We start from the raw sequence: 12,935 nt of genomic DNA on the forward strand, positions 1-12,935 counted from the left end.
CAGAGCACCACGTCGAAGCTGCCCGGCAGGAAGTGCACGCCGGTCTCCCGGCCGTCCCCCTCGATCAGCCGCACACTGGGCGCGCAGCGCGCTGCCGAGCCCCGGGACCAAAGGACGCGTGGCAATGAGCGGTGCTTCTATTTCTCGCTTCCGTGGCGCGTCCCCTGGGCGCGCGCCCATTGGGCCATACCACTGACGCGCCGCAGGCTACGGCCCGCGTGGGCGCGAAACTCCCCGGCAAACCCGGGTTGACGTGCATATTCGCTGCGTGCACGCGCAATTGACGGATCGTCTGGAAGCCGATACCCCTGAGGTCGACATCCGGCCGCGCAGGCCCCTTCCCTACGCACCGTCACTGGAGGCCGCAGTGCAAGGACTCGCTTCCGCCCGGCCGGCGAACGCCCGTCGCCGGCTGCTGAGGACGGCCGGCGCGGTCGCGTCCGCCGCCCTGTTGCTTCCGCTGGTCTCGGCCAGTCCCTCCGCCACCGCGCCTCGGCCGTCGTCCGAGGCGCTGCAGCAGGACTTCGCCGCCGCGGCGGCCGAGTACCGGGTGCCGCAGAGCGTCCTGCTCGGCGTGTCGTATCTGCAGTCCCGCTGGGACGGGCACGGCGGCGCGGCGAGCGTCACCGGCGGCTACGGCCCGATGCATCTCACCGACGCCCGGACCGCGCTCGCCGAGGCGCCCCATCACTCGCACGGCGGCGAGGATCCGCGCGGCGACGACTCCAGGCCGACCGGCCGCGCCGCCCGCGCGGCCCACGAGCTGCCCGAGCCCGCGCGGCTCCCGGCCAGGCTGCGGACGCTGGAGCGCGCGGCCGAGCTGTCCGGGCTGAGCCCCGAGCGGCTGCGCACCAGCGCCGAGGCGAACGTCCGCGGCGGCGCGGCACTGCTCGCCGACGCCCAGCGGCGACTGGGCCGGCCGCTGAGCCAGCGCCCCGAGGACTGGTACGGGGCGGTGGCTCGGTTCTCCGGCGCGGACGACACGGCGACCGCGAGAACGTACGCCGACGACGTCTTCGACGTGATCCGCACCGGCCAGACGCGCCTCACCGACAGCGGGCAGCGCATCGCGCTGGCCGCCCACCCGGCCGTGGACCCCGACCCGTCGCAGGCGGAGCTGCTCGGGCTGCGCACGGCGGACGCCAGTCGGACGCAGTGCCCGCGGACGGTGGCCTGCGAGTGGATCCCGGCGCCGTACGAGGAGTTCGGCGAGGGGGACTACGGCAACCACGACAAGGCGGACCGGCCGGCGTCGCAGTCGGTGAAGTACATCATCGTCCACGACACCGAGGGCTCCTGGGACACCACCGTGCGGCTGGTGCAGGACCCGACCTATGTGTCCTGGCAGTACACCCTGCGCTCGTCGGACGGGCACGTCGCCCAGCACGTCCCGCTCAAGGACGTCGCCTGGCACGCCGGCAACTGGTACGTGAACTCCAAGTCCGTGGGCCTGGAGCACGAGGGCTTCCTGGTCGCCCCGGACGCCTGGTACACGGAGGCGATGTACCGGAGCTCCGCGCGGCTGGTGAGGTATCTGGCGAAGCGGTACGGCATCCCGCTGGACCGCCGGCACATCCTCGGCCACGACAATGTGCCGGGCACGACCGCGGCGACGGTCCGCGGGATGCACACCGACCCGGGGCCGTACTGGGACTGGGCGCACTACTTCACGCTGCTCGGCGCGCCGTTCACGCCCACCGCGGGTCCGCGCGCGGCCGTGGTGACGATCCGGCCCGCGTACACGCGCCATCAGCCGCTGTACACGGGCTGTCTGAAACCCGGTCAGGCCTGCGCGCCGCACGGCTCCGGCGCGGTGCGGCTGCACACCGCGCCCTCCGCGGACGCGCCGCTGGTCAAGGACGTCGGGCTGCGCCCGGGCGGCGAGGACTCCACCGTCGGCGTGAACGACACGGGCGCCCGCGCCTCGACGGGCCAGCAGTACGCGGTGGCGGGGCGCGAGGGCGACTGGACGGCGATCTGGTACCTAGGGCAGAAGGCGTGGTTCCACAATCCCCGTACCCAGCCGACGGCGGTCCCGGCGCGCGGCGCCCTGATCACCCCGCGCGAGGGCGCGACGGAGGTCCCGGTGTACGGGCGGGCCTATCCGGAGGCCTCCGCGTACCCCGCGGGCGTTCCGGTGCAGGCGATCTCCCCGCTGCCGTACAGGCTCCTGGCGGGCCAGCGGTATGTGGCGGGCAACCGGACGCGGGGCGAGTATCTGTACGCGACGACGTTCGACACGGCCGCTCATGCGGTGGTGCGCGGCAAGGAGGCGTACTACGAGATCCAGTTCGGGCACCGGGTGGCGTTCGTGAAGGCGTCGGACGTGCGGCTGGTGAACGGCCCGGGGGGAGGCCGGTAGAGCCGTCGACGCTCGGGGGCGCCGTCGGTCGCGGGCCCGAGCAGCCTCCCCTGGGCCGGCCCGGAGCCCGCGGCCGGGCTCCGGGCCGGTGGCGCGACCCGTTCGGCTCAGGCGAACTGGCCGGGCTCGTAGCTGCCGGCGGGCTGCTGGACGATGGCGTTTCCGCGGTTGAAGGCGTTGATGATCGCGATCTGGGAGACCAGGGCGGCGAGCTGCTCCTCGTCGTAGTGCTTCGCGGCGTTCGCCCAGACCTCGTCCGTGACCGCGCCGGCGGCGTCGGCGAGGCGGGTGCCCTGCTCCGTCAGCTCCAGCGCGGCGCGCTCGGCCTCGGTGAAGACCGTGGCCTCCCGCCATGCCGCGACCAGGCTCAGGCGCACCGAAGTCTCGCCGGCGGCTGCCGCGTCCTTGGTGTGCATGTCGAGGCAGAAGCCGCACCCGTTGATCTGGCTCGCCCGGATCTTCACCAGCTCCTGCGTCGCGGCCGGCAGCGTCGACTCCGCGACCGCCATGTTCGCCGCGACGAAGTGCTTGAGGACCTTGGCCGCGGTCGGGCTGGCGAACATGTTCAGACGGGCGTTCATGGTGTGCTCCTTCGTGGTCGTCCTTGGCTGTACCCCTGAGACGAGACAGCCCGGCCAGCTGTGACATGGACGGATGCGACCCGCGCCGCCCGGCCGTCGGCGCACGTCAGCCGCCGAGTCCGCCGCCACTTTTTATGTGCTTGTGTGACTACTTGCCGTGGTGCGTGGGCCGTATGGGCGACGGGTAGGGCTGGCCCGTCCATGCCCCGTCCGCGCCCAGCGCGCGGACGCTCACCGAAAGGCCCGTGCGCACATGGCTCAGCCCTTCGTCCTGCCGGACTTCTACGTCCCGTACCCGGCGCGGCTCAATCCCCATGTCGAGGCGGCGCGGCAGCACACCAAGCAGTGGGCGCGCCACATGGGGATGCTGGAGGGGTCCGGCGTCTGGGAGGAGAGCGATCTCGACGCGCACGACTACGCCCTGCTCTGCTCGTACACCCACCCGGACTGCGACGCCGAGGCGCTGTCCCTCGTCACCGACTGGTATGTGTGGGTCTTCTTCTTCGACGACCACTTCCTGGAGATCTTCAAGCGCTCCCAGGACCGCAAGGGCGGCAAGGCGTATCTGGACCGGCTGCCCGCGTTCATGCCGATGGACCTCTCGGCGGGCACGCCCGAGCCGGAGAATCCGGTGGAGGCGGGCCTCGCGGATCTGTGGGCGCGGACCGTGCCCGCCATGTCGCAAGGCTGGCGGGTCCGGTTCGCGCAGGCCACGAGGAACCTTCTGTACGAGTCGATGTGGGAGCTGTCCAACATCGACGAGGGGCGGATCGCCAACCCCGTCGAGTACATCGAGATGCGCCGCAAGGTCGGCGGCGCGCCCTGGTCGGCGGGTCTGGTGGAGTACGCGGCGGGGGCCGAGGTCCCCGGCTCCGTCGCCGGCTCGCGCCCCTTGCGAGTGCTGACCGACGCCTTCGCCGACGGCGTCCACCTCCGCAACGACCTCTTCTCCTACCAGCGCGAGGTCGAGGACGAGGGCGAGCTCAGCAACGGCGTGCTGGTGCTGGAGACGTTCCTGGGCTGCACTACTCAGGAGGCGGCCGAAGCCGTCAACGACCTGCTGACCTCACGGGTCCACCAGTTCGAGAACACCGCGCTCACCGAGGTGCCCGCGCTCTGCCTGGACCAGGGGCTGACGCCGGAAGAGTGCGCGGCGATCGCCGCGTACACGAAGGGGCTTCAGGACTGGCAGTCCGGCGGGCATGAGTGGCATATGCGCTCGAGCCGCTATATGAACAAGGAAGTGGACACCGGGCAGTCGATGGTCGGCGGGGTGCTGGGGACCTCGGCGCTCGACGTCAAGACGCTCTTCGGCCGGCCGGCCGCATCCCGGCTGCGCGGCCTGACCCACACGCCCCGGGAGGTGGGGCCCTCGCTGCTGCCGGACTTCGGCCTTCCGTTCCCGCTGTCCCTCAGCCCGCACCACGAGGACGCCAAGCGCACCTCCGTGGAGTGGTCGGAGCGGATGGGCCTGCTGGGCGACATCTGGGACAAGGAGACCCTGGAGGGCTTCGACCTCGCGCTCTGCTCGGCCGGCCTGGACCCGGACGCCACCGCCGAGGAGCTGGAGCTCAGCGCTCAGTGGCTGACCTGGGGGACGTACGGCGACGACTACTACCCGCTGGTCTTCGGCCGCCCGCGCAATCTGGCCGGCGCGAAGATCTGCACGGACCGGCTGATGGACTGTATGCCGGTCGAGGATCCCGAGGCGGGCGCCGCCGTGGCGGTGAGCCCGATGGAGCGCTCGCTCGCCGACCTGTGGGCGCGCACCGCGGGGCCGATGGAGCCCAAGGAGCGGGCACTGCTGCGCGGCGCGGTGGACCAGATGCTGGAGAGCTGGCTGTGGGAGCTGCACAACCAGGCGCAGCACCGCGTGCCCGACCCGGTCGACTACATCGAGATGCGGCGTGCGACCTTCGGCTCCGAGCTGACGATGCTGCTGTGCCGGCTGCGGGGCGCGCGGGACCTGCCCCCGGAGGTCTACGCGAGCGGAACGATCCGCAGCCTGGAGACGTCGGCGCAGGACTACGGGGCGCTCGTCAACGACGTCTTCTCGTACCAGAAGGAGATCGAGGTCGAGGGCGAGGTGCACAACGGCGTCCTCGTGGTGCAGTCCTTCTTCGACTGCGACTACCCCACCGGCTTCAAGATCGTCGATAATCTGATGCAGGGGCGGCTGCGCCAGTTCCTCCACGTCAAGGAGCACGAACTGCCTCTGCTGTGCGAGGACTTCGGCCTGGACGGGGCGGGCAGGGCGGCGCTCGACGCGTATGTGCGCGAGCTGGAGGACTGGATGGCGGGCGTCTTGCACTGGCACCAGAGCGTGAGCCGCTACCGCAGCGAGGATCTGGAGCGGGGGTCGGCGGTGCCGTGGCGCCTGGGCGGCCCGACGGGACTGGGCACCTCCGCGTCCCGGATCCTCCAGCGGCTGGCTCAGCCCTCGGCGGTCAGGGCGTAGCGGCTGAGGGGCGGCTCGGCGGCCGGCCCCTTCGAGCGGTCAGCCCTGCTGGAACAGCTCCGCCGGCAGCGGCTTGAGCAGTGCGTACAGGTCGTCGGTGATCGGCCGGTCCCAGCTGGCGATGGTGACCAGCACCTGGTCGCTGCGGTCGAACTGGACGCAGGAGATGCGGCTTTCGGAGAGCTTGAGCCGGCGCACGATGAGCAGGTTGTCGCCCTGCATCACCGGCATGTCCTCGCTCTCCACGACCTCCACCGGCTCGTCGTTCTCCAGCGCCAGCAGCAGCTGGGCGACCTCGAAGGGGACCTGGCCCTCTTCGAGGTCGCGGGCCGGGGAGCCCTCCGGGAGATTGCCGATGATCATCGCGGGGCCGCGGCCGCCGAACAGGTCGTAGCGGAGGAAGACCCCCTGGCAGCTGCCGTCGGGGGCGGGAAGCAGGCCGGCGCCGAGATTGCCGGGCCAGTCGCCCGGGTCCATGGCCAGGACGTCGAAGTCCGGGCCCGCGGGAGTGGCGGGGCTGCGGCGGCGGAGGAAGGACATACGGCAATGGTACGTGTCCGCAGGGGTCGGGCCGAGCCGGGGCTCGACGCCTCCGGGGCGCGGCGCGGGCCCGCCTGCGGCCGCCGTCCGGCACCGCGTCGGCGAGGTCCGGTCCGGCTTCCGCCCATCCGGCCGACGCCCTCCGTCGACGCCTGACACGTCAGCGCCCCTTTGCGGGACGCGCACCGCAAGATCAGGAATGACGCCTTGCAAAGCAAGGCCCACCCGGGGACCAACCCCACGATCACCAGACTGTCAGGCGGAAGCTCCTGCGATCCATCCGCACAGGGTCACGCCAGTCGCACGGTCGATCGCCCGTCGCGGCTCAGGCGGGGCTGCGGCGCCCATAGTGGCGGGCGACCCGGGCGCGGTTGCCGCAGGAGGGCTTGCACCACTCCTGGCGCGGATGCTCCTTGAGGAAGTACCGCACACAGCGCGGCGCGTGACAGGCCCGCAGCCGCGCGAGGTCGGGTCCGGCGAGGAACGCGACGGCGGCCCGGGCGAGCGCCGCGCTCAGCGCGTCGGGCAGGCTCGCGGCCTCGGCGGCGCGGTACCCGGCCGTGGGCGCCCCGCCCTCCGGCCAGGCAAGGCACGGCACGACCGGCACGGCGCCCGCCGCCGCGTTCAGCCGCTCCAGCGCCCGGCCGGCGGGCAGCAGCCGCTGCGCGTCGGCCCGGCTGGGCTCGGCGGGCCGCACGGCGCGGGCGAAGAGCGAGCGGACGGCGGCGCGCAGCTCCCGTACGGCGGCGAGGGTCTCTGGGTCCGCGGCGAAGCCCCGGACGCCGGGCACCTGGTCCGCCAGCGCGTCGGCCCGCTCGCGCACCCAGACGGCGAGCCCCTCGACGTCCCCGAGATCGTCGGCGACGCCCCCCTGCCCGTCGTGGCGGATGGTGAGAGCGAGGTCCAGTACGAGCGAGGGTGCGGGAGAGTCAGCGTGCGCGGCCATGGAGGAAACGGTAACCCCGTACGCGGACCCGTCCGTCTCGCCCGGGGCAGCTACCTTGCGGCGCAAGACACTCCCTCACTACCATGCACCGCATGACAGTGGAGCGGGCCGACCCAGGAGACCACCGGCGCAGCCAGCTCCTGCGCGGGGTGCTCGACCTCTGCCTGCTCTCGCTGATCGCGGAACGGCCGCGCTACGGCTACGAGTTCGTGGAGGCGCTGACCGCCGACGGACTCGAGCTGGTCAGCGAGGGCAGCATCTACCCGCTGCTCGCCCGCATGGAGCGGGCGGGGCTCGTCGACTCCTATCGCGCCGCCTCGTCCGCCGGCGGGGCGCCGCGCAAGTACTACCGACTGACCGATGCCGGGCAGGCCGAGCTGAGCGGCGGCCGGGGCGCCTGGCGCGCGTTCGCAGCGGCGGTCGACCGGACGCTGGACATCGGACCCACGGGGGGACCTCCGCCATGACGCACGACCACGTGCTCGCCGTCTGCCGCAGCAACTGGGAGTACCGGGGCGTCGACGACGCCGCCCTGCGGGAGATGTTCGAGGAGCTCTCCGAGCATCTCGCGGACGCCGAGGCGGCCGGGCGCACGCCGAAGGACGTCGTCGGCGACGACGTCACGGCGTTCGCCGCCTCCTGGGCGCGGGCCCGCAGGCCCCTGCCGTACCGGCTGCTGCGCATGGCCGGGCTGATCCCCTTGGCGCTCGGCCTGCTGCTGCTCCTCGGGCACCTGACGCGATGGAGCACCTCCCTCCCCGTGACGCCGAGCCGGATCGCCTTCCTCGGCGCGATCGGCGCGGTCACCGTCGTCTGGGAGCTGCGCCGCGGCAGCCTCGGCTTCCGCAAGGGGTGGGCCCTCGCCTTCGTCGTCGGCCTGCCGGTCGCCCTGCTCGCCGACCGGCTGGCCGGCGACGAACCGCTGTTCGCCGTCCCGGTGTGGGCCGCTCTCCTCCTGCTGCTCCCCGGGCTGCCGTTCGCCTACGCCGACGCCCGCGCCCACCGGGCGGCGGGGCAGTCGGCGGAGCGGGACCAGTCGCTCGTCTGAGGTCCCTCAGGTGAGGTCGAACTCGCCTTCGCGGGCGTTGAGGACGAAGGCCCGCCACTCGGCCGGGGAGAAGATCAGCGACGGACTCTCCGGCTTGCCCCCGTTGCGCATCGCGATGAATCCTTCGACGAAGGCGATCTGGACGTCTCCCGTTCCCTGGCTGCTCGACTGCCAGTCGGCGTTGCTGAGGTCGAGGTCCGGCTTGTCCCAACCCGAAAACATCTGCGTGGTGGTCATGCTCTCGGCCACGTCCGTGCTCCTCCCGGTTCGTCGTCCGGGCCTCAGACTAGCGATCGTCTCCGGCTGCGGACAGGCCACGGAGGAAGGACCGCGGCCCGCCCGCGGCGACGCGCCGGGCGCGTCGGGCGGTGCGCGCGTCAGGTGGCGGGCGGCTCCGCGCCGACCAGCCACATGGAGAAGAACTGGGCCCCGCCCCCGTACGCGTGGCCCAGAGCCCGGCGCGCGCCGTCCACCTGGTGCTCGCCCGCCTGGCCGCGGACCTGGAGCGCCGCCTCGGCGAAGCGGATCATGCCCGACGCGCCGATGGGGTTGGTGGAGAGCACCCCGCCCGACGGGTTCACCGGGAGATCGCCGTCCAGCTCCGTCACGCCGGACTCGGTGAGCTTCCACCCCTCGCCCTCGGCGGCGAAGCCGAGGTTCTCCAGCCACATCGGCTCGTACCAGGAGAAGGGGACGTAGATCTCGGCCGCGTCGATCTCGCGCCGCGGGTCGGCGATGCCCGCCTGCCGGTAGACGTCGGCCGCGCAGTCCTTGCCGGCCTGCGGAGAGACGAAGTCCTTGCCCGCGAACATGGTGGGCTCGCTGCGCATCGCACCGCCGTGCATCCATGCCGGCGGCCGCGGCGAACGGGCCGCGCCCGCACGGTCGGTGAGGACCATCGCGCACGCGCCGTCGGAGGAGGGGCAGGTCTCGGAGTAGCGGATCGGGTCCCAGAGCATCGGGGACGCCTGGACCTTCTCCAGCGTGACGTCGTGCTCGTGGAGGTGGGCGTACGGGTTCTTCAGGGCGTTGCGCCTGTCCTTGTAGGCGACGAGGGAGCCCACCGTGTCCGGCGCGCCGGTGCGGCGCATATACGCCCGCACGTGCGGGGCGAAGAACCCGCCGGCGCCCGCGAGCAGCGGCTGCTGGAACGGGATGGGCAGCGACAGCCCCCACATGGCGTTGGACTCGGACTGCTTCTCGAAGGCCAGCGTGAGGACGGTGGCGTGGACGCGCGAGGCCACCAGGTTGGAGGCGACCAGCGCGGTGGAGCCGCCGACCGATCCTGCGGTGTGCACGCGCAGCATCGGCTTGCCGACCGCGCCGAGCGCGTCCGCCAGATAGAGCTCCGGCATCATCACGCCCTCGAAGAAGTCGGGGGCCTTGCCGATGACGACGGCGTCGACGTCCGCCCAGTCCAGCTCGGCGTCGTCCAGGGCGCGCCGGGCCGCCTCGCGGACCAGTCCGGCGATGGAGACGTCCTGGCGGGCGGCGACGTGCTTGGTCTGTCCGATGCCGACGACGGCCACGGGCTCCTTGCTCATCGGGCGTCTCCTTCCAGGACGGCGACCAGGTTCTGCTGGAGACAGGGGCCGGAGGTGGCGTGGGCGAGCGCCCGGTCGGACTCGCCGCGGTGGATGCGGGCGGCGGCCTCGCCCAGCCGGATCAGGCCGGCGGCCATCACCGGGTTGGCGGCCAGCGCTCCGCCGGAGGGGTTGACCCTCACCCTCTCGTCGAGGTCGAGGGCTCGGCGCAGGATCACCTCCTGGGAGCTGAAGGGCGCGTGCAGCTCGGCGGTGTCCACGGGCCGCTCGAAGGCCCCGGCGCGCTCGGCGGCCAGCCGGGTGGAGGGCGATTCTGCGAGGTCGCGGACGCCGAGGCCGTGGGGTTCGATGCGGTGGTCCATGCCGCGGATCCAGGCGGGGCGCTCGCACAGCTCGCGGGCCCGCTCCCCGGCGGCGAGGATCACGGCCGCCGCGCCGTCGCCGATCGGCGGGCAGTCCCCCCTCCGCAGCGGCTGGACGAGGTACTCCCCGGCCGGGACCTCGCCGGTGAGCTGTGCGTGCGGGTTCGATGCGGCGTCGGCGCGGCTGCGGGAGGCGACGGCGGCCAGGGCCGGCTCGTCGGCGCCGCCCGCGTCGATCAGCGCCTGGGCCTGGAGCGCGGCGAGCGCGACCGAGTCGGGCCAGAGCGGGGCGACGTAGTACGGGTCGAGCTGGCGGGTCAGCACATCGCGCACCTCGCCGGGCGAGGACTTGCCGTACGCGTAGACCAGCGCGGTGTCCGCCTCGCCGGTGAGGATCTTCACCCATGCCTCGTACAGCGCCCACGCACCGTCCATCTCCACATGGGACTCGGAGATCGGGGGCCAGGCGCCCACGCCGTCGAGGGCCATGGTGAAGGAGAACGCCCGCCCGGCGAGGTAGTCGGAGGAGCCCGAGCAGGTGAAGTCGACGTCGCTGGTCCCCAGGCCGGTCTGGTGCAGCACCTCGTGCAGCACCGGCATCAGCATCTCGACCTCGGAGAGCTCGTCGGTGCGCCGCCGTGTGTCGCTCTGAGCGAAGGCGACGACGGCCACATCCCTGGCGTAGCGCATCAGAGCAGCTCCTTGTAGGCGTCGTAGTCGGCGTCGGGCTCGCCGGAGGGCCGGTAGTGATCGGGGTGGCGGGCGCCGTCGGTCCACACCGGCTCGACGCGCAGGCCCATGCGCACCTGGTCGTAGGGGATGTGGCCGATGCGGGCGTGCAGGGCGAGGTCGGCGCCGTCGAGTGCGATGTGCGCGTAGACGTAGGGCACCTCGAGGTCGAGGCTCGCCGGGTGCCGGGACTTGATGTTGACGATGCAGAAGGTGGTCACGGTGCCGCGGGGGCCGACCTCGACCTGCTCGTCGGTGGCGACCCCGCAGGTGGGGCAGGCGCCGCGGGGCGGGACGTAGACCTTGCGGCAGGACGGGCAGCGCTCGCCGACCGAGGTGCGCCCGGCGAGGGCGTTCAGATACGCGGACTGGGCGCGGCCGGGCGAGTAGGTGTAGTCGAGCCGGGCGGGGGCGACGATGCCGGTCACCGCGTCGTCGAAGGCGCCGCGGTGGGGCGCGGGCTCGTGGCTCGCCTCGCTGTCGTACGGCTCGAAGCAGGCGATGTCCGTGATGGCCCCGGTGCGCTCCTCGGCCCAGCGGACGCGGACGCGCATCCCGGTGCGCACGGACTCGGGTCCCGGCGCGTCGAGGACGTGCAGCAGGGCGGTGTCGGCGCCGTCGAGCCGGACCAGCACCCAGGCGAAGGGGGTCGTCAGGGGCTGGTCGCGGCGGGGCGCCGGGTTCCAGGCCCAGGCGGTCACGGCGCCGGTGGCGGCGACCTCCACCAGCTCGCGCAGCTCGGCGGCGGTGGCGGGGTCGTACTCGACGGGCGGGACGAGGACCTTGCCGTCGCCGGTCCGCACGCCGAGCAGGGTCCGCTCGCGCAGGCCGGTCAGGAAGGCGGACTGCACGGGGCCGAGCGAGCGGGTGAACGGGAACTCGACGACCATCGGGGCGCTGAGGACTTCGGACATCGGATGCGTCTCCTTCTCGGGTGTTCTCAGGCCCGCCGGTAGACGGGGGGACGCTTCTCGGCGAAGGCCTTGGCGCCTTCTTTCGCGTCCGCCGTGGCGAAGACGGGCCAGCCGCGCTCGAGTTCGGCCTTCAGCCCGTCGGTCTCGGTCATCTCGGCGCTCTCGTAGACGGACGCCTTGACCGCCTCGACGGCGAGCGGACCGCAGGCGTTGATCTGCTCGGCGATGGCGAGGGCCTTGTCGAGCGCCGTGCCGTCGGGGACGACGTGGCCGACGAGCCCGATGCCCCGGGCCTCCTCGGCGGTGTAGGGGCGGCCGGTGAGCAGCATCTCCAGGGCGTGGGTGCGGGGGATCTGGCGCTGGAGGCGTACGGTCGAGCCGCCGATCGGGAAGAGTCCGCGCCTGACCTCGAAGAGGCCGAAGGTCGCGCCGGCGCCGGCGACGCGGATGTCCGTGCCCTGGAGGATCTCGGCGCCGCCGGCGACGCAGTAGCCCTCGACGGCGGCGATCACCGGTTTGCGGGGGCGGTGGTGGCGGAGCATCGCCTTCCAGTGCAGATCGGGGTCGGCGTCGAGCCGCTCCCGGTAGCGGTCGCCCGCCATCCCGTCGCCCGCGAGGGCCTTGAGGTCCATGCCCGCGCAGAAGTCGCCGCCCGCGCCGGTGAGCACGACCGAGCGGACGGCGTCGTCCGCGTCGGCCTCCAGCCAGCCGTCGTACAGGCCCACCAGCAGCGGCAGCGAGAGGGCGTTCTTCGCCTCCGGCCTGTTCAAGGTGAGCACCAGCGTGGCGCCTTCGCGCCGCACGGTGAGGTGTTCCGTACCACCCATTGCCTGCCTCCCGTCTCAAGACCTAGAACAGGTTGCAGGAGGGCAGGGTCCAGTTCAATAGTTTTCTGACAGCCAGTCAGATTTCTTCTGCGGCCCCCCTTCCCCCTTGCGCCGACCGGCGCTCTAATGACCGCCGAGCCGAAGTTCGCCGGGGTCAGGAGGAGCGGTGGAGTACAACCTTGCCGACCTGTTCGAGTCGGTCGTCGACGTGGTTCCGGGCCGCGAGGCGCTGGTGTACGTCGACCACCCCGGCACGGGCGCGGAGCGCCGCCTCGGCTACGCGGAGCTCGACGCGGCGGCCAACCGCGTCGCCCACCATCTGATCGACTCCGGCCTCGAGCCCGGCGAGCACCTCGGCCTGCACCTCTACAACGGGGTCGAGTATCTGCAGACCGTGCTGGGCTGCCTCAAGGCCCGCATCGTGCCGGTCAACGTCAACTACCGCTATGTGGAGGAGGAGCTGGTCTACCTCTACCGCGACGCCGACCTCGCCGCGCTCGTCTTCGACGCGGAGTTCACCGAGCGCGTCGCGGCGGCGCTGCCCAAGACGGACAGGCTCCGCCATCTGGTGCGGGTCGGCACGGCGCCCAAGGGCGCGCCCGAGCTCGCCGCGGTCCCCTTCGC

The 12,935-nt window shown here is 72.7% G+C and carries 13 protein-coding genes and 1 pseudogene; 5 read left to right on the forward strand and 9 right to left on the reverse strand.

What is annotated here, in order from left to right; all coding sequences use genetic code 11:
- A pseudogene (locus AB0M39_RS39180) lies at nt 1-74 on the reverse strand (SAM-dependent methyltransferase); the annotation flags it as partial.
- Between the two features lie 341 nt (nt 75-415).
- On the opposite strand from AB0M39_RS39180, the gene AB0M39_RS39185 reads away from it, so the two are divergent.
- The gene (locus tag AB0M39_RS39185) at nt 416-2,362 is read left to right on the forward strand and encodes a peptidoglycan recognition family protein (RefSeq protein ID WP_365373138.1); all 1,947 of its coding nucleotides are present in this window, start codon (nt 416-418) and stop codon (nt 2,360-2,362) included.
- Between the two features lie 107 nt (nt 2,363-2,469).
- Here the strand turns inward: AB0M39_RS39185 and AB0M39_RS39190 are convergent, their stop codons facing one another.
- Complete coding sequence (locus AB0M39_RS39190) at nt 2,470-2,943, reverse strand: carboxymuconolactone decarboxylase family protein (protein WP_365373109.1); 474 nt, start codon at nt 2,941-2,943, stop codon at nt 2,470-2,472.
- Nucleotides 2,944-3,196: 253 nt separating this feature from the next.
- Here AB0M39_RS39190 and AB0M39_RS39195 point away from each other — a divergent pair, with 253 nt between their 5' ends.
- On the forward strand, nt 3,197-5,401 hold the full coding sequence (locus AB0M39_RS39195; RefSeq protein WP_365373112.1) for a terpene synthase family protein: 2,205 nt from the start codon (nt 3,197-3,199) through the stop codon (nt 5,399-5,401).
- A gap of 39 nt (nt 5,402-5,440) precedes the next feature.
- On the opposite strand, the gene AB0M39_RS39200 is transcribed toward AB0M39_RS39195, so the two are convergent.
- Nucleotides 5,441-5,941 carry a hypothetical protein gene (locus AB0M39_RS39200; protein WP_365373115.1) on the reverse strand — a complete coding sequence of 167 codons (501 nt, stop codon included), beginning with the start codon at nt 5,939-5,941 and terminating at the stop codon, nt 5,441-5,443.
- Nucleotides 5,942-6,266: 325 nt separating this feature from the next.
- On the reverse strand, nt 6,267-6,887 hold the full coding sequence (locus tag AB0M39_RS39205) for a CGNR zinc finger domain-containing protein (RefSeq protein WP_365373117.1): 621 nt from the start codon (nt 6,885-6,887) through the stop codon (nt 6,267-6,269).
- Between the two features lie 92 nt (nt 6,888-6,979).
- Here AB0M39_RS39205 and AB0M39_RS39210 point away from each other — a divergent pair, with 92 nt between their 5' ends.
- On the forward strand, nt 6,980-7,354 hold the full coding sequence (locus tag AB0M39_RS39210) for a PadR family transcriptional regulator (protein ID WP_365373120.1): 375 nt from the start codon (nt 6,980-6,982) through the stop codon (nt 7,352-7,354).
- Nucleotides 7,351-7,935 carry a hypothetical protein gene (locus tag AB0M39_RS39215; RefSeq protein WP_365373122.1) on the forward strand — a complete coding sequence of 195 codons (585 nt, stop codon included), beginning with the start codon at nt 7,351-7,353 and terminating at the stop codon, nt 7,933-7,935. The genes AB0M39_RS39210 and AB0M39_RS39215 overlap by 4 nt, the downstream gene beginning before the upstream one ends.
- 6 nt (nt 7,936-7,941) lie before the next feature.
- Here the strand turns inward: AB0M39_RS39215 and AB0M39_RS39220 are convergent, their stop codons facing one another.
- The 5 genes from AB0M39_RS39220 to AB0M39_RS39240 form a co-directional block, all read right to left on the reverse strand.
- Nucleotides 7,942-8,172 carry a DUF397 domain-containing protein gene (locus AB0M39_RS39220; RefSeq protein ID WP_365373141.1) on the reverse strand — a complete coding sequence of 77 codons (231 nt, stop codon included), beginning with the start codon at nt 8,170-8,172 and terminating at the stop codon, nt 7,942-7,944.
- Between the two features lie 140 nt (nt 8,173-8,312).
- Nucleotides 8,313-9,479 (reverse strand): thiolase domain-containing protein, encoded by a 1,167-nt coding sequence (locus AB0M39_RS39225; RefSeq protein WP_365373125.1) that lies wholly within the window; start codon nt 9,477-9,479, stop codon nt 8,313-8,315.
- On the reverse strand, nt 9,476-10,531 hold the full coding sequence (locus AB0M39_RS39230; protein ID WP_365373128.1) for a thiolase domain-containing protein: 1,056 nt from the start codon (nt 10,529-10,531) through the stop codon (nt 9,476-9,478). The genes AB0M39_RS39225 and AB0M39_RS39230 overlap by 4 nt, the downstream gene beginning before the upstream one ends.
- Complete coding sequence (locus AB0M39_RS39235) at nt 10,531-11,484, reverse strand: OB-fold domain-containing protein (RefSeq protein ID WP_365373130.1); 954 nt, start codon at nt 11,482-11,484, stop codon at nt 10,531-10,533. Before AB0M39_RS39235 ends, AB0M39_RS39230 begins: the two co-directional genes overlap by 1 nt.
- A gap of 26 nt (nt 11,485-11,510) precedes the next feature.
- Nucleotides 11,511-12,311 (reverse strand): crotonase/enoyl-CoA hydratase family protein, encoded by an 801-nt coding sequence (locus AB0M39_RS39240; protein WP_365373133.1) that lies wholly within the window; start codon nt 12,309-12,311, stop codon nt 11,511-11,513.
- Between the two features lie 166 nt (nt 12,312-12,477).
- Between AB0M39_RS39240 and AB0M39_RS39245 the strand changes: the two genes are divergently transcribed.
- Nucleotides 12,478-12,935, forward strand: a 458-nt coding sequence (locus tag AB0M39_RS39245) for an AMP-binding protein (protein ID WP_365373135.1), incomplete at its 3' end; no start/stop codon positions are given.

The organism is Streptomyces sp. NPDC051907 (assembly GCF_040681075.1).
Taxonomy (GTDB): Bacteria; Actinomycetota; Actinomycetes; order Streptomycetales; family Streptomycetaceae; genus Streptomyces.